At 58.7% G+C, this 17764-nt stretch carries 17 protein-coding genes and 1 tRNA gene; 5 read left to right on the top strand and 13 right to left on the bottom strand.

What is annotated here, in order from left to right; all coding sequences use genetic code 11:
* The first annotated feature begins 60 nt into the window (after window positions 1-60).
* Complete coding sequence (locus BTN45_RS19385; RefSeq protein WP_207590615.1) at window positions 61-1053, top strand: 2-hydroxyacid dehydrogenase; 993 nt, start codon at window positions 61-63, stop codon at window positions 1051-1053.
* A 127-nt stretch (window positions 1054-1180) separates the two neighbouring features.
* The gene (locus BTN45_RS19380) at window positions 1181-2329 is read left to right on the top strand and encodes an alpha-hydroxy acid oxidase (protein ID WP_022563314.1); all 1149 of its coding nucleotides are present in this window, start codon (window positions 1181-1183) and stop codon (window positions 2327-2329) included.
* Window positions 2330-2356: 27 nt separating this feature from the next.
* On the opposite strand, the gene BTN45_RS19375 is transcribed toward BTN45_RS19380, so the two are convergent.
* On the bottom strand, window positions 2357-2701 hold the full coding sequence (locus tag BTN45_RS19375) for a hypothetical protein (protein ID WP_207590613.1): 345 nt from the start codon (window positions 2699-2701) through the stop codon (window positions 2357-2359).
* A 176-nt stretch (window positions 2702-2877) separates the two neighbouring features.
* Between BTN45_RS19375 and BTN45_RS19370 the strand changes: the two genes are divergently transcribed.
* Window positions 2878-3819, top strand: a complete 942-nt coding sequence (locus tag BTN45_RS19370) for a bifunctional helix-turn-helix transcriptional regulator/GNAT family N-acetyltransferase (RefSeq protein ID WP_207590611.1) — start codon at window positions 2878-2880, stop codon at window positions 3817-3819.
* 21 nt (window positions 3820-3840) lie between these two features.
* Here the strand turns inward: BTN45_RS19370 and BTN45_RS19365 are convergent, their stop codons facing one another.
* The 10 genes from BTN45_RS19365 to BTN45_RS19320 all read right to left on the bottom strand — a co-directional run bounded on the left by BTN45_RS19365 (window position 3841) and on the right by BTN45_RS19320 (window position 14454).
* Window positions 3841-5343, bottom strand: coding sequence for an FGGY-family carbohydrate kinase (locus BTN45_RS19365; RefSeq protein ID WP_207590609.1), 1503 nt, complete (start codon window positions 5341-5343; stop codon window positions 3841-3843).
* Window positions 5336-6178 carry a class I fructose-bisphosphate aldolase gene (locus tag BTN45_RS19360; protein WP_207591680.1) on the bottom strand — a complete coding sequence of 281 codons (843 nt, stop codon included), beginning with the start codon at window positions 6176-6178 and terminating at the stop codon, window positions 5336-5338. The genes BTN45_RS19365 and BTN45_RS19360 overlap by 8 nt, the downstream gene beginning before the upstream one ends.
* Window positions 6179-6180: 2 nt before the next feature.
* Window positions 6181-7905, bottom strand: a complete 1725-nt coding sequence (locus tag BTN45_RS19355; protein WP_207590607.1) for a glycerol-3-phosphate dehydrogenase/oxidase — start codon at window positions 7903-7905, stop codon at window positions 6181-6183.
* Between the two features lie 115 nt (window positions 7906-8020).
* The gene (locus BTN45_RS19350; protein WP_207590606.1) at window positions 8021-9019 is read right to left on the bottom strand and encodes an aldo/keto reductase; all 999 of its coding nucleotides are present in this window, start codon (window positions 9017-9019) and stop codon (window positions 8021-8023) included.
* Window positions 9016-9990 (bottom strand): sugar-binding transcriptional regulator, encoded by a 975-nt coding sequence (locus tag BTN45_RS19345; RefSeq protein ID WP_004437314.1) that lies wholly within the window; start codon window positions 9988-9990, stop codon window positions 9016-9018. The genes BTN45_RS19350 and BTN45_RS19345 overlap by 4 nt, the downstream gene beginning before the upstream one ends.
* Before the next feature lie 41 nt (window positions 9991-10031).
* On the bottom strand, window positions 10032-11033 hold the full coding sequence (locus tag BTN45_RS19340) for an ABC transporter permease (protein ID WP_004437313.1): 1002 nt from the start codon (window positions 11031-11033) through the stop codon (window positions 10032-10034).
* A gap of 12 nt (window positions 11034-11045) precedes the next feature.
* Window positions 11046-12566: a sugar ABC transporter ATP-binding protein gene (locus BTN45_RS19335; RefSeq protein ID WP_207590604.1), complete on the bottom strand. Its 1521-nt coding sequence runs from the start codon at window positions 12564-12566 to the stop codon at window positions 11046-11048.
* A 70-nt stretch (window positions 12567-12636) separates the two neighbouring features.
* Window positions 12637-13650: a substrate-binding domain-containing protein gene (locus BTN45_RS19330; RefSeq protein WP_004437310.1), complete on the bottom strand. Its 1014-nt coding sequence runs from the start codon at window positions 13648-13650 to the stop codon at window positions 12637-12639.
* A 285-nt stretch (window positions 13651-13935) separates the two neighbouring features.
* Window positions 13936-14010: transfer RNA gene (locus tag BTN45_RS19325), tRNA-Val, on the bottom strand.
* Window positions 14011-14091: 81 nt separating this feature from the next.
* Window positions 14092-14454, bottom strand: coding sequence for a response regulator (locus tag BTN45_RS19320; protein ID WP_003497910.1), 363 nt, complete (start codon window positions 14452-14454; stop codon window positions 14092-14094).
* A 181-nt stretch (window positions 14455-14635) separates the two neighbouring features.
* Here BTN45_RS19320 and BTN45_RS19315 point away from each other — a divergent pair, with 181 nt between their 5' ends.
* Both BTN45_RS19315 and hisN read left to right on the top strand, forming a co-directional pair.
* Complete coding sequence (locus BTN45_RS19315; protein ID WP_022563305.1) at window positions 14636-15520, top strand: N-formylglutamate amidohydrolase; 885 nt, start codon at window positions 14636-14638, stop codon at window positions 15518-15520.
* Between the two features lie 314 nt (window positions 15521-15834).
* A complete protein-coding gene (hisN, locus tag BTN45_RS19310; RefSeq protein ID WP_207590603.1) occupies window positions 15835-16611 on the top strand; it encodes a histidinol-phosphatase in 777 nt (258 codons plus the stop codon).
* A 21-nt stretch (window positions 16612-16632) separates the two neighbouring features.
* Here the strand turns inward: hisN and BTN45_RS19305 are convergent, their stop codons facing one another.
* Together BTN45_RS19305 and BTN45_RS19300 are read right to left on the bottom strand one after the other, a co-directional pair.
* The gene (locus tag BTN45_RS19305) at window positions 16633-17574 is read right to left on the bottom strand and encodes an alpha/beta hydrolase (protein WP_207590601.1); all 942 of its coding nucleotides are present in this window, start codon (window positions 17572-17574) and stop codon (window positions 16633-16635) included.
* Complete coding sequence (locus BTN45_RS19300) at window positions 17571-17720, bottom strand: hypothetical protein (RefSeq protein WP_162471999.1); 150 nt, start codon at window positions 17718-17720, stop codon at window positions 17571-17573. The genes BTN45_RS19305 and BTN45_RS19300 overlap by 4 nt, the downstream gene beginning before the upstream one ends.
* Window positions 17721-17764 lie beyond the last annotated feature (44 nt).

The following is a 17764-nucleotide window of genomic DNA, read 5'->3' as shown; positions in this document are numbered from 1 at the left end:
GCCATCTGCCGAACGCACCGCCCTGTGACGGCAGCTTTCTTTTGGAGACTGGAGAAGCAGATGCGGATCGTGGTTTACAGCGCCAAGCCCTATGACCGGCAGTTCCTTGACGTTGCCGCCCACCCTGGCATGAAGATGCAATATTGCGAAGCGCGCCTGTCTGCCGAAACGGTAGCGTTGGCGGAGGGAGCGATGGCGATCTGTGCCTTCGTTAATGACGACCTGTCCGGACCGGTGCTCGAGAAACTTGCGGCAATGGGTGTGCGACTTGTCGCCCTGCGATGCGCCGGGTTCAATCAGGTGGACCTTCAGGCCGCCGAAAAGCTCGGCCTCACCATTGCGCGCGTGCCGGCCTATTCGCCCTATGCGGTGGCGGAACACACCATGGCGCTCATCCTGTCGCTCAACCGCAAGATTCACCGCGCCTATAATCGCGTTCGCGAGGGAAATTTCGCACTCGACGGGCTGCTTGGCTTCGATCTCCACGGGAAGACGGTTGGTGTTGTAGGCACGGGAAAGATCGGAGCGATCTTCACGCATATCGCGGCCGGCTTCGGCTGCCGTCTGCTCGGCCACGATATCCGGCAGAATCCGGATTGCGTGGCGCTGGGCATGACCTATGTCACGCAGGAGGAGCTGTTCCGCGCGTCGGACGTACTCACACTGATGTGCCCGCTGACACCGGAGACCCGCCATCTCATTCGTAGCGAAACGCTGCCGCTGCTGAAAAAGGGCGTAATGCTCATCAATACCAGCCGCGGCGCCATCATCGACACGCAGGCCGCGATTGCCGGATTGAAAGACGGCACCATCGGTTCCCTCGGCATTGACGTCTACGAGGAGGAAGCCGATCTCTTTTTCGAGGATCTGTCCAATGATGTGTTGCGCGATGACGTTTTCGCGCGGTTGTTGACCTTTCCCAATGTTCTGGTGACCGGTCACCAGGGTTTCTTCACACAGGAAGCACTCACAAACATTGCGGACACGACAATCGCCAACATTACGAGCTTTCTTGATACCGGCAAGGCGCTGCATGCCGTCTCGAGAGCCTAGGTCGCCGGGATCGCTAACCACCTGAGAACTGCAAAATTCGCCCCGGACGCAATTGCCCGCCCCTGAGACCCGGTATAGGTTCACTCGATCTTTTTCGAGCTTTCAAACCTGACCGGTCGGGCAACAGATGCAACTCAAAGACTGCTATAATTTCCACGATTTTCGCCGCATGGCCAAACAGCGTCTTCCCGGACCGATCTTCAACTACATCGACGGCGCTGCCGATGACGAGGTGACGTATCGACGAAACACGGCCGCCTTCGAAAAATGCGATCTGGTTCCGGACGTGCTGCGCGGCGTTGCCGATGTGGATATGTCGGTCACCGTCATGGGGCAGAAGCTGTCAATGCCGGTCTATTGTTCCCCAACGGCACTTCAGCGCCTCTTTCACCATCAGGGAGAACGGGCGGTTGCTGCGGCGGCCGGCAAATTCGGCACGATGTTCGGCGTGTCCTCTCTCGGCACCACAAGTCTGGAGGAAGCGCGCCGCATCAGCGGCGGGCCGCAGGTCTATCAGTTTTATTTCCACAAGGACCGTGGCCTCAACCGCGATATGATGGCACGCGCAAAAAGCGCCGGTGTGGAAACCATGATGCTGACGGTGGACAGCATCACCGGCGGAAACCGCGAGCGCGACAAGCGCACGGGATTTGCCATTCCCTTCAAGCTCAATCTTTCCGGCATTGCGCAATTTGCCATGAAGCCGGCATGGGGCATCAATTATCTGACCCATGAGCGCTTCAGCCTGCCGCAACTCGACGATCACATCAAGATGGACGGTGGAGCGCTCTCCATCAGCCGCTATTTCACCGAAATGCTCGATCCTTCCATGAATTGGGAGGACGTGGAGCAGATGGTGCGCGAATGGGGCGGACCTTTTTGCCTGAAAGGCATCATGTCGGTGGACGACGCACGGCGTGCCGTCGAGATCGGCTGCAGCGGCATCGTGCTCTCCAATCATGGCGGCCGCCAGCTTGATGGTTCCCGCAGCGCTTTCGACCAGCTGGCCGAGATCGTCGATGCGGTCGGTGACCGGATTGACGTGATGATGGATGGCGGCATTCAGCGTGGCACCCATGTACTAAAAGCCCTGTCTCTGGGGGCAAAAGCCGTGGGGCTTGGCCGCTATTATCTTTTCCCGCTTGCCGCTGCAGGCCAGGCCGGGGTCGAGAGGGCCTTGGAAACAATGCGTATCGAAATCGAGCGCGGCATGAAGCTGATGGGCTGCACAACTGTCGAGCAGTTGACCCGCCGCAACCTCCGGTTCCGGGACTAGGGAAGCGTTCCACGATCTCAGGGCAGGTCAAAGCCTGCCACTGCCACCGCAGACCATTTCAGCCGCGTTTCGTTGATGTTCCTGAAGCGCCAGACCGATGTTCCAAGTGAGCGCCAGGGATACCAGCACGCCAATGCCACCGGAAATCAGCGAACGATGGCGCCTGGCGCCAGACAAAAACAGCCAGCCGATGACGGCATAGGCCAAAAACGCCGGCACAGCAGCGACAAGAACCGATAGGGGGCCGTCGCAATCGATAGCCTCGATACCGACGGCGCGATATTCATTTGGCGTTCCCACAAGCCCGAGGGCGGCGACGGGGAACATCGCAACCAAAACGGCATAACGGAAAAAGCGGGGCGTATCGGGCATATCTGCTCCCTGACCGGATTATTGACCTCCCTGGTGCGGCAGAGAGGCGCTTTATCGGTGCATGGAAGGAGGATCGCCAATATTTGCCAAGAAAGCCAGTCCTTATGCCGAGATGGCCTTGGCAGACCGTTCCGCATGTGTATATAGTTGCATCATGCAACCATATTGGATTAACCATGCCTGAACAGCCCTTTCCCATACACGATATCCGCTCCATCTCGCGGCGGCTTGTTCGCGAACTCGGCTTTATGGGAGGAGATTTTGCCGGCACTGATCTGCCGCCCTCCGCCGTGCACGCGCTGATCGAGATCGAGGCGTGCCCCGGCATCACAGCTCGGGATCTGGCGAAGTTGCTCAGGCTGGAGAAATCGAGCGTCAGCCGAATGCTTCGCAAACTCGTCCTTTCAGGAGACCTCCTGGAGGAGACGGATATCGACGATAGCCGAATCAAACGGCTCCGCCTGACCAAACCCGGGCACAATAGGGTGGGAACCATTCACGCCTTCGCAAATCGGCAGGTATCGAGTGCCTTAACACGGATCGGCCCGGCGCAAGCTCTCACGGTTCTGGAAGGGCTACGCCTTTATGCCGATGCGCTGGGAGACAGGGGCGATGTCACGGCTCCGGCCGTCGAGGTCATCGAAGGCTACAGGCCAGGGCTCATCGCTCGCATCACGCAGATGCATGCGCTTTATTACGCCCGGACATCCGGCTTCGGCCAGCGTTTCGAATCCGTTGTAGCAGAGGGCCTCGCGGCTTTTTGCAACCGGCTGGACAGCCCGAAGAACGCGATCTGGGTTGCAATGCGCAGCCAGCAAATCATCGGCTCCATCGCGATCGACGGCGAAGATCTCGGAGCGGATATTGCGCATCTGCGCTGGTTTATTGTCGACGACGGTGTGCGCGGCAGCGGTGTCGGACGCAGACTGCTCGAAACAGCACTGGCCTTTGTCGACAAAAATGGCTTCGCCGCAACCCATCTCTGGACATTCAACGGTCTCTCGACCGCACGCCACCTTTACGAGACCCATGGTTTTACATGCGTCGAGGAATATCCGGGCAGCCAATGGGGAAGCGAGGTCTTGGAGCAACGCTTTGTCCGGCGACGGCCCGGTTGATCGTCTGGACGTGGTGCACTCTCAGGTTCGCGCCAGCCGCAAGGCGCTCCAGAAGCCACGCAACTGCGCGGTCAACTCCGCATAGAGACCATAACGCCGCGCATAATGCGAGACTTGCGCAGCATCCGGCTGGTAGGCATTCGCAACCCGTGTCATCGCCGAAACCGCCTCCTCATAATCGGGATAAAGTCCAATCGCCACGGCCGCGCCAATGGCAGCACCGAGCGCACCTGTCTCGCGGGCCTCCGCGACACGCAGCGGAATTTCCAGGACATCAGCCATGATCTGCGGCCAATGCTGGCTGCGGGAACCGCCGCCGGACATCACGGCGCTTTCCACCGGCAAGCCCGCTTCGCGCAAGACGCCGATGTGGCGTCGATGCTCAAAACACACCCCCTCGAACAGGGCGCGCAACATGTGGCCTTCACCATGCCATCCCGCAAGGCCGTAAAAGCCGCCGCGAAATTCCGCACCCAGCCGTGAGCCGAAAATGAACGGATGGAAGAACGGATCGTCGACGCGCGGGGTAACGGAGCCGACCAATTCGTTGCAGCGCTCGAAGGCGTGGGCGCCGTGGTCACCGCGAACACGATGCACGTACCATTCGAGATTGGCGGCGGAGGTGGCGCTGGATTCGATATTGACATAGCGGTTGCGGCCAAAGGTCGTAACCATGAAGACATCGGGACTGATGACCGGCCTGTCTGCGAAAACCTGGTTGATGCTCCAGGTGCCGGCGATGATCGAAGCTTCCCCGGCATTGATGACGCCCGACCCCATGGCGCTGGAGACCACATCGAAGAAACCGCCGATGACGGGTGTGCCTTCGGATAGCCCCGTCATAGCCGCAGCCTCGCCCGTTACCTGGCCGACGATGTCGGCCGATTCCACGCGATGGGGGAAAAACGCGGACGCGTCCTCGATATCGTAAAGAGACAGAAGCTCGCGGTCGAGCCGCGCTTCCGGCAAAGCCAAAAGTCCCGCGCCGCTGAGATCGGAAATATCATTGGCAAGGCAGCCCGTCAGGCGGAAATTGACGAAATCCTTGCAGAACAACACCGTGCCGGTCCGGGCGTAAAGATCGGGTGCATGTCGCTTCACCCAGGCCAAAAGGCTCGGGGTTTGCGCAGGCCATGGCCGCTGCAGGCAGCGGGCCTGCAATTGCGCTCCGCTTTTCCCGTCAAGCTCGGCCGCCACATCGGCGGCGCGGCTGTCGAGCGACTGGATGCCGATCAGGGGCTGTTGTTTCTTGTCTAGAAGATAAAGACCATTGCCATGGCCGGCGCAGCCTACCGCGAGGATGCTGCGAGGATCGACAGCCGCTTTTACCAGAAGCTGACGGATCGCCTCGCAGCCGTTGCGCCACAATTCCTTGAGATCGCGCTCGACATAGCCGGGCTGCGGGAATGTCGACTGTCCGTCGATCGCGTGTTGCGCAACCTGTCGGCCCGCCGTGTCGAACAGCACGGCCTTGATGACCGTGTTGCCGACATCCAGACCCAATATGTGATTTTTGTCAGCCACGATTATAGATATCCCATGCTTCCTCACCACCCGCACCCTGATGGATGATGGCCATCAACGCCGCAACAACGGCCTTGGGATTGTCGTGCTGGTAAATATTGCGCCCGTAAACCATGCCGTTTGCACCTTCGGCCACCAGAGCCGCCGATTTCGCCAATACATTGCGCAAGTCCTCACGCCCCCCGCCCCGCACCAGCACCGGGCACCGCGCCGCCTCGATCACCCTGTGAAAGTCCTGCGGGTTACTGGTCGGATCGGCCTTGATGATATCGGCTCCCATTTCCGAGGCAAGACGAACCAGCGTAACGATCTTTTCGGCATCGCCATCCACCTGATAACCGCCGCGCACATCATTCGGCAGCATGACCAAAGGTTCGATCATCAGCGGCATGCCGAAACGATGGCAATCGGCGCGCACGCGGCTGATGTTTTCAACACATTGACGAAAGAGCTCGGGTTCGTCCGGCAGCATGAACAGGTTCACGACGACGCAGGCGGCATCCATTTCCAGCGCGCCGATGATCGGGTCATGATAATTCTGAAGCTGCGACCACATGGTCCTGTGGCGTGTTGAGTTATAGGGGTTGCCCATGTCGATGCGCATGACGAGCGCCGGCTTGTCGCGCTCCGGTCGCTGCTGCAGCAGGTCTGCCTGGCCGTAGGCCATCTGGATGGCGTCGGGGCGAGCGTCTACCAGCCGGTCCACGGTCTGCGACATGTCCTCCAGCCCGACGAGGAAGCTCGGCTCGTTACAAACCCCGTGATCGATGGCCACATCCAGACAGCCGCCATTGCGGAACAGCCTGTTCATGCGCGCCTTCTTCGAAATCCGCATCATCATGCATTCTCCTTGCATCTGTGTTGAAGCATTGCCGGCGTGACCCCGTAAAAGGTCTCCAGCTCGTGAATGAGCCGCTGACGTTCCGCTGACGCCTGATTTGGTAGCCAGCCCAACTCGCGCGCTGCAACGGCGAGCATCGCGTCGATCAGATCGGCATCGATGACGCCGGTGATGGCGAGCGTCGTGCGACGCAGGACGAGATCGGTCAGGTGCCGCACCTGTTCGCAACGGATAAGCCAGACCACTTCCGCTGCCGTGATCGGCGATTTTTCTGAAAGCTGCACGTCATCCGAACGATCCCGGCAAAAACCCATCAGCTCAAACGCGCGGGAGCCGTAAGCCAGGGCCAGATGCTCCGCCCGGTCTTCGGCAATAGAAAACTCCTCCGACAACAAGGCAGGCAGGCCGCCTGCACCGGCCGGAAAATTCCTGCCGCCGCCGATTGCGCGGTCCATGGTGCCGGTCAGCCGCTTTCGTCCAAGAAAGGCCAGAACCTCGTCGGTCACCTGTTCGCCAAAAGCTCTGAAAGTGGTCCACTTGCCGCCGATCATGCAGAGCTGCGGCGGATCACCCGCAACGCGGTGGATGAAATGGCTGCGGGATATTTTCCCGGTGAAGGCGGCATCGCTTCGCGGCAATGGGCGTATACCGCTGAAACTGAAGACGATGTCGGAGCGATCGATGGCAATCTGCGGAAAGACCTGCCGGATCGCGTCCAGAATGTAGTCCCGTTCCTCGGGCTCGCAGCGCACCCGCTCGGGCCGATCCACCTTGATATCGGTCGATCCCGCAAGAACCCGGTCGAGATAAGGGAAGAGGATGCAGACCCGGTTGTCCGTGTTTTCAAAGAAAATCATGTGGCCGTTCAGCGCCTTGAGAAGTTCCTCATTGGCAAGGATCAGATGCGATCCCTTGGTGCCTGAAACGGTGGGTTTTGCCCTGTCCGACGCCGGGCCATCGGCCAATACGCCGATCGTCTCGTCGATCCAGGCTCCCGTTGCATTGATGATGATCCGGGGCCCTATCGGCAGGATTTCGTCCGCTTCCTCCGTCCGCAGACCATATTCATCGCCCACACGGACGAGTTCGGCATAGTTCAGTGCAACGCTTTGCGGCGCATCCGACTGGCTGTCGATCAGAAGCTCCAGAGAAAGCCGTTCGGGCTGGCTTATCCAAGCATCGTAATAGGTGGCGGAATATCTGATCTCCGGTGTCAGATCCGGCCAATGCTGCAAAGTATCGGCCGCGCCGCGAAAGACGTGACGGGGCAGCAGGCGGTTTTTGCGAGTGACGAAATCATAGAGCATCAGACCCGCCTTGATGGCGAGAGCACCCCGGCTTGCGGGTTTCCCACCGGAGCCGGCAAAGGTTGCTGCCGCATTGAACAGGCCGCTGAAAGTCGAAAAAATCGGGATCGTGGTCGGCAGCGGCCGAACCATATGCGGTGCGAGCCTCAGAAGTGCATCGCGCTCCCGCAGGGATTCGGCCACCAGGCCGAATTCGCCGTTTTCTAGATAACGCAGGCCGCCATGGATCATCCGCGAGGGAGCAGCGCTGCAGCCCGAGGAAAAATCGCTGCGCTCGACCAGAAGAACTCTCAGCCCCTGCAGGGCAAGATCACGATAGGCGGCGATGCCATTGATACCGCCGCCGATGACCACGGCGTCGAAATCACCGTCTTGCCGGATGCGATGGAGAGCGTCCTCGCGAAAACTGGGCATAGGAATACCGTTCGCTGGCGATGACCAGCGTCCCAATGTTGTTGAACGTTAAGCGACGTGAGAAAGGGAACGAAATTATGCGATGTGCGCCTGAAACCCCGTTCCAGCTACATAATCAGGTATCGAGACCCACGAGATGCTCCGCGATACCAGTGCTGATGAGCGCCAACTCACTCTCCGTGAGGCGAAGACGCGCGGCGGCGGCGTTTTCAACCGCCTGAGCCGGATCGCGTGCGCCACACAGCGAGAATGTTATACCCGGCTGGGCAATCGTCCAGGCAATCACCACCTGTGCCACTGAGGCGGAATGGGCGGCCGCCACCGGTTTCAGCACGCCGATCAAACGCGCGATCTTTTCACGGTTGGCCTGGCTGAAGCGCGGATTGCCGTGGCGCTGGTCATCTTCCGCAAAAACCCGCTCCGGCCCGACCTTGCCCGAGAGGAGACCGAGCGCCAGCGACGAATAGCTGAGAACCGAGACGGCATTCCCCCGGCAAACGGGTAGGAGCGTCGTCTCGATATCGCGCTTTACCATGGAATATTCTTCCTGAATGGCATCCAGCGCCCCGGTGGCGATATAGGCTTCCAGATCGGCCTGCGAGACGTTGCTTGCCCCGATCGAACGGATCTTCCCCTCTTCCTTCAGCCGCACCAAAGCCCCGACTGTCTCGGCAATCGGCGTCGTGGCATCCTGCCAATGGGTGACGTAGTGGTCGATATAATCTGTCCCAAGCCGTTTCAGGCTCTCTTCGACCTCGTACCGGATGGATGCGGCGCCGAGATAACGATGAACCGGCTTGCCATCCTGATGGAAGAAATAAGCGCCCTCATTCACATGCCACACAAGCCCGCATTTGCTGACCAGCACCACCTTGTCGCGTCTGCCGGCAATTGCCTTGCCAACGATGGTTTCGGCAAGCCCCATGCCATAGGCTGGCGCAGTATCGATGAGGGAAATCCCCGCATCGATGGAGGCCTGGATGGCTGCTATGGACTGCCGTTCGTCGGTGCCGCCCCACATCCAGCCACCGATGGCCCAGGTTCCAAGCCCCACGGCAGATGCGTTGATACCGCTTTTGCCTATCGTCCGGGTCAATATTGCGTTGTCCGTCACGAGGTCTCCCCTCCTTCATGATCCAATAAGTAGCCGGCTATCGCTTCATCCACGACCAGCGAGGTCAGATAGTGGCCGGCAAGCGTGGCCGCCACCGGGCCGGCCTTGATGGCGCCTGCTGCGACACCGATGATGTTTGGGCACCGGGCAAGCTGCCCGGGGTCCAGCGCCACGACGCGCGAGTTGAGATCGATCCGGGCAAGCTGCCCGTCCGCCATGGTGAGGTGGGCGAGAAACTCGCCGGCAATGCCGGCATCCACCAGCGCCTGTCCGCCACGGGCGGCATCCGGCAGAAGATCGTAATAGCCAGAGCCTGGCGCCTCCACCGAACCAATGCCGACCAGCGCCACCTGCGCCTGACGCGCAAGATCGAAAACCTCACGGATCGACGCAACATTCATGAGGAGATCGCGCTGTTCCTCGTCTTCGGCGAATAACGGTGCGTGCAGCAGCGAGGCGCTGCCGCCAAGCTTTTCCGCCAGTTGCGTGGCGAGATGATTGACATCGGTGTAATGCTTGCCCTGCACCCCGCCGGTGAGCGGCACTACCCGCACATCGAAACGGCGCTCCGCCTGCAGATTGTCGACAACCGCACTCACCGCCTTGCCGCCCGTAATCGCGATCACATCGCCGTCGCGGATCGTTTCCAGCAAATGGTTTGCGGCCACCCGCCCGACCATTTGCAAGGCTGTTTCCGGATTATCCGATACCGTTGGCGTAACGACGGATTGTCTAAGGCCAAACCGGCGGGTGATCTCGTTTTCAAGGTCCACAAGCCGCTGATAAGGACTGGAGATGCTGATCTTCACCATGCCCGCCTTGCGGCCGGCCGCAATCATGCGGTTCACCTTGGTGTGGGAAAGGTTGAGCCGCTCGGCGATTTCGGACTGTTTCACCCCTTCGATGAAATGCAGCACCAAGACGGAATACATCTGCCTCTGTTGATCGAAATCGTCCTTGATATCCAGCATGATCGTCTTTCTCCAGTTACCTTCGGGCGAGCGAACGGCGCTCAACGGCGGCGCCTGACCAGATAGTGGTCGAACAGTACCGCAGCCAGCAAGATGCTGCCCCTGATGATGTCCTGCCAGTAGACAGACACATTGAGCAAGGCAAGCGAACTGGAAACCACGGAGAGAAGGATGGCTCCCAGGATCGCGCCAAGAATCGTACCCGAACCGCCCGAAAGGCTGGCGCCGCCGATGACCGCGGCCGCAATGACGTTGAGTTCCATGCCGATGCCGAAGCTTGGCTGGGCAGAACCGAAGCGCGCCATGTAGATAACACCTGCAACACCGCAAAGCATCGAACAAAGCGTTGTGGTGGCGAAGACCACGCGGCCGACACGGATGCCGGAATAGGCCGCGGCCTTGGGATTGCTGCCGGTGTAAAAAACCTTGCGGAAGGCAGTCGTGCGCCGCAGCAGCAGATCGAAAGAAACGACCACCACCATAAATATGATCAGCACCAGCGGTATGCCGCCAATCACACCCTGACCGATGAACTTGAATTCCGGCGGCAGGGAGTAGAGCCCGAGCGGCCGCCCGCCGGTCGCCAGCAGGCAAACACCGCGCGCAATGACCATGACGCCCAGCGACACGATGAAATGATGCAGACCGATGACCGTGGTCAGAAATCCCATGACCATGCCGACCAATGTCGTCAGGCAGATTGCCAACCCCGCCGCCACCCAGGGGTCGACGCCGTTGAGGAAAAGCCAGCCGGCTGCCACCATCGCGAGCGCCGTAACGGATCCCACCGAAAGATCGATGCCACCAGAGATCAGAAGAATCGTCATGCCCACCACGACGATGCTTTCGATAGCGAAGACCATGGCCATGGCCCGCAGATTGTCCACGGTCAGGAAGTACGGCGAGATGAAGGACATCACGGCAAAAAGCGCGAGAATGATTACGATCAGCCCGGTTTCCCGCGCCTTGAGCGCCGGCTCCCACCACGCTGTCCGGCGAACCGCCGTCCCGGCAAGGCTTGAAGGTGTTTCCGATGTTGCCATTTTCCCGCTCCCTCAGGCTTCCGCCGCATTCTGCATAATAGTGATCGACGCGAGCTGCATGATCTTCTCCTCCGTCATGTCGTCCCCCTCGACCTCGCCGGTGATGCGCCCCTCGCGCACGACAAGCACACGATCGCTGACGCCGATGAGTTCCGGCAGTTCGGAGGAGATGACGACCACGCCAACCCCCTCACGCGCCAGTTCCCGGATCTGGCGGTGGATTTCCGCCTTGGCACCCACATCCACCCCCCGTGTCGGCTCATCCAGAAAGATGACCTTCGGTTCCACCGACAGCATCTTCGCCAGCGCCACCTTCTGCTGGTTGCCGCCGCTCAGGGTCGAGACGGAATCACCGACGCTGTTCGCCCGCAGTTTCAGCCGGCGCCCCAGCTCATCTGCGCGCTTCATCTCTTTGCGCCGTTCGATGAAACCCATGCCATTCGATATCCTTCCTATGTCGAGCGCGGAGACATTGGCGGCGATGGACATGTTCAGGAACAGCCCGTCCCCCTTGCGGTCCTCGGAAAGATAAACGATCCCTTCCCGGATGCTGTCACGATAGTCTTTCAGGCCAAGCCGTCGGCCACGTAACATAACCTCGCCTGTCGGCTTGCCCTCCAGCCGGCAGACCGCCCGCGCGATCTCGCTTCTTCCCGCACCGATCAGTCCAGCCAACCCCAGGATTTCACCCCGACGCAGATCGAAACCGACATCGAAAACGCGCTTTCCTTCATTCAGACCCCGAACAGAGAGAATGACGTCGTCAGACTTCTCATCATCCGAGAGCTTCGGCGGGTAGAGCTTGTCGAGTACCCGTCCCACCATGCTGTTAACGACTTCCTCAGGGGAGATATCAGCAATATTCTCCGTCCTGATATGGCAACCGTCGCGCATGACGGTGATGCGGTCGCAATGTTCGAAAATCTCCGCCATGCGATGCGAAATATAGATGATGGCAATGCCGCGCTCGGCCAGCCGGTGCATGATCCGGAAAAGTGTCTGGGCTTCGGTCTCTGTCAGCGCTGCCGTTGGCTCATCGAGGATCAGGATGCGGCAATCCAGCGTCAACGCCTTGGCAATCTCAACGATCTGCTGCTGCGAAATTGAGAGGCCGCCCGCGCGGCTTGCGGGATCGATATCGCCGATCTCCCGCAGCACCGCTGCCGCCCGCTTTTCCAGGTCGCGGTAATTCATGAACCAGGAACGGCTTCGACCGGTCTCTGACATAAACATGTTTTCGGCAACCGAAATATCAGGGCAAAGAGCGATCTCCTGATGCACGAAACCGATGCCGAGCCGGTTCGCCACATTAGGCGAGGATATCTTGACCGGCTTGCCATCCAGCAGGATCTCCCCTCCATCGGGCTGCAGAATGCCGTCAATGATATGCATCAGCGTCGACTTTCCGGCACCGTTTTCCCCGGCCAGCGCGTGGATTTCGCCGCGCCGCAGGTCAAGTGCAGCACTCCGCAACGCCTTCACGGGCCCGAATGCCTTATGAATATTCGTCATGCTGAGGATGGCCTCACCCATAACGCCCTCCCGAACCGGCTTTCCCACATGGCCGGCGAGGCGTAAACCTCGCCGGGTCCAGATCGACGCCTCAGCGCCCCTTCATATATTCGTTGAGATCGAAGGAGGCGGCATTGGCCTTGGTGATGACTGCAAAACCATTGTCCATCGAAGGCACCTGCATCGGGTTGAAGCCGGAGACCTTGTAGTCGTTGAACGGGTCGATCAGGTCCGAATGAGCACCGAGAAACGTGTTCATGAAACCCATGAAGCCCTGAACCCCCTGATTGGGATTGATGGCCATATAGATATTACCCTGCTTGATGTGTTCCAGCGTTGCCGGCGTGATATCCGCATGCAGGATCAGGACCTTCTTTTTTGCCTCGAGAACGGCGGTCGTCGCACCTTCAGCCGAACCGGCCTCAGGGATCCACAATGCACCGAGATTGGGATTGGCCTGCAGTAGTGCGGCGGTTGCCTGATAAGCGACGTTTGCATCCTGGTTGGTCGCTTGCCGGCCAACGAGCTTCATCTGCGGATAAGTCCGCCCCATATAGTCTATGAGGGCGGTAACGCGCAGATCATGGTTGCTTTGGCCCGGATTTTCCAGAACGGCATATTCGCCTTTTTCGCCAAGCTTCTTGACGATTTCGTCAGCCGCAAACTTCGCCTCTGCGACATTGTCCGAGGTAATATAGGCGGTGCGCTTCGACTTCGGAGAATCGGCGGCGAAGGTGGTGACGGATACACCTGAGGCGATCGCCTTGTTGATCGGCTCGATGAAAGGATCGGCCTGCATCGGGTGCAGGAGAACGCCTTTAGGCTTCTTCACCAGCTCCTGCTCGAAGGACGCGATCTGCTTTGTGATGTCATATTCCGGCGTGCCGGTGAAAACAGCTTCGCAGCCGAGCGCCTTGGCGGCCTGCTTGAACCCTTCAAATACCGGCACCCAATAGGGATGGCTGGAAACCATGACATTCATCACATAGGTTTCGCCGGGTTCACAGGCAAACTTGCCTGCGGCGGCGGCCGGCGAACCGGCGCCAGCCGCAAGCGCCACGGCCAATACACCCGCAGCGACGGTCGATTTCAGAAAAGCCAACATATTCCCCTCCCAAGGATAATGACTTGTCGCGCAATAAATTTTAGTCTCTGTAATTTATTGCATGCTGATGGGATAGCTGGAAAAATCGGATACGTCAACGGCATTGAATTTTATTTTTCAATGCGAAATTTATTGCAAACATACCCCGCCACCGCAGTGACTTGAAGCTCGTGCGCAGGCGAAAGCCAGCAGCGACAGAAATCGCTTCCGAGGAAAAAGGGCTGGGCTGAAGGAGAAACGAAAAAAGGGTTTCCGACTGCTCAGAAACCCCTTTATGAATTCGGATGGTGGGCGTGACAGGGATTGAACCTGTGACCCCTACGATGTCAACGTAGTGCTCTCCCGCTGAGCTACACGCCCTCCGTGGCGGCGGATAGACCACAAAACCGGTTCATGCGTCAACTGCTTTTTTTCGGTTTTGTGAAGGTTTTTTGAGAGGCCTTACGCCACAAGGAGTTTGTTGACCTCATCCACCAGATCGCGCAGATGGAACGGCTTGGAAAGCACCTTGGCGTCCTTCGGAGCCTTCGAATCGGCATTCAGCGCAACCGCTGCAAAGCCGGTGATGAACATGACTTTCAGGTCCGGGTCGAGTTCGGTCGCGCGTCGTGCAAGCTCGATACCGTCCATTTCGGGCATGACGATATCGGTGAGCAGAAGGGAAAAGGGCTCCTCGCGCAGCCGGTCGTAAGCGCTTGCGCCATTGTCGAAGGAAGAAACCTTGTAACCGGCTTTTTCCAGCGCCTTGACGAGGAAGCGCCGCATATCGTTATCGTCTTCAGCGAGAAGAATTTTCTGATTCATGGTTAAGTGACCGTAACTGCTTAATGTTTGGAATACCCTAGCCCGATTATAGGATTTTCACGGTAAATATCCTGTGAACACGTGAATCGGTATAGCGCTACTTGGGCGACAGTATGGACTTGCCGCACCGTAACTGGCAACATGAACCTCCTGATAGTTTGCGACATGGTAAATGGCCTGAATGGACTGGGTAACAGGTGAATATGAGCTGTTCGAAGTAACGGAACCTGCCGTTCAAACCCTGCCATTCGTCTATAATTCCCCCCATAGCGGCCGCTGCTATCCCATCTCCTTCCTAGAATCGGCGCGGCTCGATTCGCATGACATACGTCGCTCCGAGGACCACTTCGTCGACGAGCTTTTCGGCGCCGCCCCAGAGATTGGCGCGCCGCTGTTGAAAGCGAATTTTCCGCGCGCCTATCTCGACGTCAATCGAGAGCCCTACGAGCTCGATCCCCGCATGTTCGAGGGCACCTTGCCGCCCTACGCCAATATCGGCTCCATGCGGGTTGCAGGCGGCCTTGGCACCGTGCCGCGTATCGTTGCGGAAAACATGGATATTTATGCCCATCGCCTGCCGGTGGATGAAGCCCTCTCCCGTATCGAGACCATATACAAACCCTACCACGCCTGTCTGCGTCGCCTGCTGTCCCGCACGCACGCACATTTTGGCATGGCGGTGCTGATCGATTGCCATTCGATGCCCGGTAATATCCGGGTCACCGGGTCAAACCTCAGACCTGATATTATTATCGGCGACCGCTACGGCACCAGCGCCTCCCAGGAAGTCTCGCGTGCGGCCCTGCATTTCCTCGAAGAACTTGGCTTCGTCGCCGTCTGCAACAAGCCCTATGCCGGCGGCTTCATTACCGAACATTACGGCCGTCCCATACGCTCGCTTCACGCGCTGCAGATAGAGGTCAACCGGTCGCTTTATGTCGATGAAAAAACGCTTTTGAAGAAAGGCGATTTCCCCGCCATTCAGGCTTCGCTGGAAATATTCATGCGCCAGCTCGGCGCTTTCGTGTCGGAATATGCGATCGAAACTTCGCTCGCCGCCGAATAGCACAGCCAAGCTTCTCAATTAAATCCTTCGCCCCCTTGCCTGGCTGTGCGCCGGGCAAAAAAAACCGCGCCTTGGCGCGGTCAAGTCTAGGGAGGAAACACCCAAGGAGGGTATTTACAGTCAAAGACTGTAGCATCACGCTACGCAGTAATTGCACAATTGTCAATCATTTTATTTTTTGCATGTTTTTTGTGCTTTTGCCGAAAATATGGAAACCGCGGCTTCGTCGCCATACGAGTGGACGGCGGAGGTGATTCCGGTCTATGCATTTCGCCACACAATTGAGGCCATCAATTCACGCAATGAGGTTTCGCATGCTGCCCGACCGGAATTTCTTCTTCGAACTTGCTGATGCGGCCAGCGCCGAAACGCTTCCCCGCTTTCGCACGGGCGTTGCCGTTACCAACAAGCAGGATGGCGGCTATGATCCGGTGACGGAAGGCGATCAAGCGGCCGAAAGCGCCATTCGTGCGCTCATCGAGGCTCGTTTTCCCCAGCACGGCATCCTCGGGGAAGAACATGGCAATGTCGGTCTCGACCGCGAGCATGTCTGGGTCATCGACCCCATCGACGGCACACGCGCCTTCATTTCCGGCGTTCCCGTATGGGGAACTCTGATCGGCTTCCAGTCTGCCGGCCGCGCCACGATGGGCATGATGGACCAGCCCTTCACCAGGGAGCGTTACTTTGCCGACGGCACCTCCGCCTGGTATTTCGGACCCGAGGGCGAACGAACCATCCGCACGCGTGACTGCGCTTCGCTATCGGACGCAATACTTTTTACCACAACACCCCATATTTTCACCGCCGAGGAAAAGCCCTTCTACGAAAAGGTGCAGGATCAGGTTCGCCTTTTCCGCTACGGCGTGGATTGTTACGCCTATTGCCTGCTGGCTGCGGGTCATGTCGATCTCGTCATTGAATCCGGCCTGAAGCCCTACGATGTGGGCGCACTTATTCCGGTCATCGAGCAGGCCGGCGGCATCATCACCACATGGGATGGCGGCCGTCCTGAAAATGGCGGCCGCATTCTGGCCGCCGGCTCCAGATCCGTACACGAACAGGCGCTTGCCATTCTCGCCAGACTATAGACCTGCCCTTCAAGGCGGCCATCACTCCGGCGCGAAAAACGCGTCGATGGCAGCCAGTGCCTGCTTGCGGAAAACATCCCGCTCATGCAGCAGTTCATGACGCGCGCCGGTGATGGGAAGAAGCTGCGCTGCCCGGAAATTGCGCGACAGCTCTTCCTGCGCCTTATAGGGCGTTATCGTATCCAGCATGGGCGCCAGAATGAGGGTAGGAATGGTTATGTTCGTCAGATGATCCTGACGGGTCACGCGGCCCATGGTCTTCAACGCCTCATAGACCCAGCGGGCCGTTGGCGCGCCAATGAACAGTTCCGGAAACTGCCTGTGCAGCGAGAGATTCCTTGCGAAACGTTTTGCGTCCGAGGTTAGCGGATTGCCGTCAAAATCCCGTTCGCGCTGGTCCCTGCCAAGCTGAACTTTTCCCAGGCCGGCAAGGCTCAAAGCCGTGGCGACCAGCCGGATAACGGATGACGGGACGGATTGCTGACTGTCGAGTTCTATGAAGGGCGAACAAAGCGCCAGCCGATCAATCCTGTTCGCGAGCCCGGGCGATGCGGCAAGCGCGGCAAGCGCGCCGGTAGAATGTGCAATCATGAAGAACGGTAGCCTCGTATCCGGAAGCACCACCTGTTCCAGAAAAAGGCTGATGTCGTGCTGATAATCGGAAAAGCGCCGCACGTGCCCGGCACCCGGCCTTTTCAGCAGCCGTTCGGAACCGCCCTGCCCGCGCGTATCGAACGTCGCGACCCAGAAGCCCATGGCCGTCAGATCGGCCACTGTTTCAAAATATTTTTCGATACATTCGTTTCTGCCATGCAGCAGAACCACCGTTCCGCGGGCAACATGACGATGGGTCCGAAAGATCGCATAGCGGAGCTGTTTGCCGCCATGGCCAGAAAAATATCCAACCACATGGCTGTCGGGAACCGGATTGTCTTCACTGGCGCGCAATGTGGCTTCGATCATCGGTCTTTTTCCGGCTTTTCAACTCTTTTCGGATAGGTCGGCGGCGCGGGAAGGTCAAAGAAAAAATTGCCGGAACCGTCGGTTAAAGCAGTCGCGGTTCCGGCGAGTAAGACAGAAGAAGAAGGGACGTTATTGCTTCTGTCCACGGAGAATGTCTCCGATGACGGGAGTTTTATGGCTCTCAAACTGA

The organism is Rhizobium sp. ZX09 (genome assembly GCF_017357485.1).
Lineage (GTDB): Bacteria > Pseudomonadota > Alphaproteobacteria > Rhizobiales > Rhizobiaceae > Agrobacterium > Agrobacterium pusense.
This window is presented reverse-complemented; position numbering and strand designations above follow the sequence as displayed.

Excerpts from the sequence above, each read along its gene's own strand:
- BTN45_RS19385 (WP_207590615.1), top strand. The coding sequence starts at position 61 with ATGCGGATCGTGGTTTACAGCGCCAAGCCCTATGACCGGCAGTTCCTT.
- BTN45_RS19380 (WP_022563314.1), top strand. The coding sequence starts at position 1,181 with ATGCAACTCAAAGACTGCTATAATTTCCACGATTTTCGCCGCATGGCC.
- BTN45_RS19375 (WP_207590613.1), bottom strand. The coding sequence starts at position 2,701 with ATGCCCGATACGCCCCGCTTTTTCCGTTATGCCGTTTTGGTTGCGATG.
- BTN45_RS19370 (WP_207590611.1), top strand. The coding sequence starts at position 2,878 with ATGCCTGAACAGCCCTTTCCCATACACGATATCCGCTCCATCTCGCGG.
- BTN45_RS19360 (WP_207591680.1), bottom strand. The coding sequence starts at position 6,178 with ATGCGGATTTCGAAGAAGGCGCGCATGAACAGGCTGTTCCGCAATGGC.
- BTN45_RS19355 (WP_207590607.1), bottom strand. The coding sequence starts at position 7,905 with ATGCCCAGTTTTCGCGAGGACGCTCTCCATCGCATCCGGCAAGACGGT.
- BTN45_RS19345 (WP_004437314.1), bottom strand. The coding sequence starts at position 9,990 with ATGCTGGATATCAAGGACGATTTCGATCAACAGAGGCAGATGTATTCC.
- BTN45_RS19340 (WP_004437313.1), bottom strand. The coding sequence starts at position 11,033 with ATGGCAACATCGGAAACACCTTCAAGCCTTGCCGGGACGGCGGTTCGC.
- BTN45_RS19335 (WP_207590604.1), bottom strand. The coding sequence starts at position 12,566 with ATGGGTGAGGCCATCCTCAGCATGACGAATATTCATAAGGCATTCGGG.
- BTN45_RS19330 (WP_004437310.1), bottom strand. The coding sequence starts at position 13,650 with ATGTTGGCTTTTCTGAAATCGACCGTCGCTGCGGGTGTATTGGCCGTG.
- BTN45_RS19320 (WP_003497910.1), bottom strand. The coding sequence starts at position 14,454 with ATGAATCAGAAAATTCTTCTCGCTGAAGACGATAACGATATGCGGCGC.
- BTN45_RS19315 (WP_022563305.1), top strand. The coding sequence starts at position 14,636 with ATGGACTGGGTAACAGGTGAATATGAGCTGTTCGAAGTAACGGAACCT.
- hisN (WP_207590603.1), top strand. The coding sequence starts at position 15,835 with ATGCTGCCCGACCGGAATTTCTTCTTCGAACTTGCTGATGCGGCCAGC.
- BTN45_RS19305 (WP_207590601.1), bottom strand. The coding sequence starts at position 17,574 with ATGATCGAAGCCACATTGCGCGCCAGTGAAGACAATCCGGTTCCCGAC.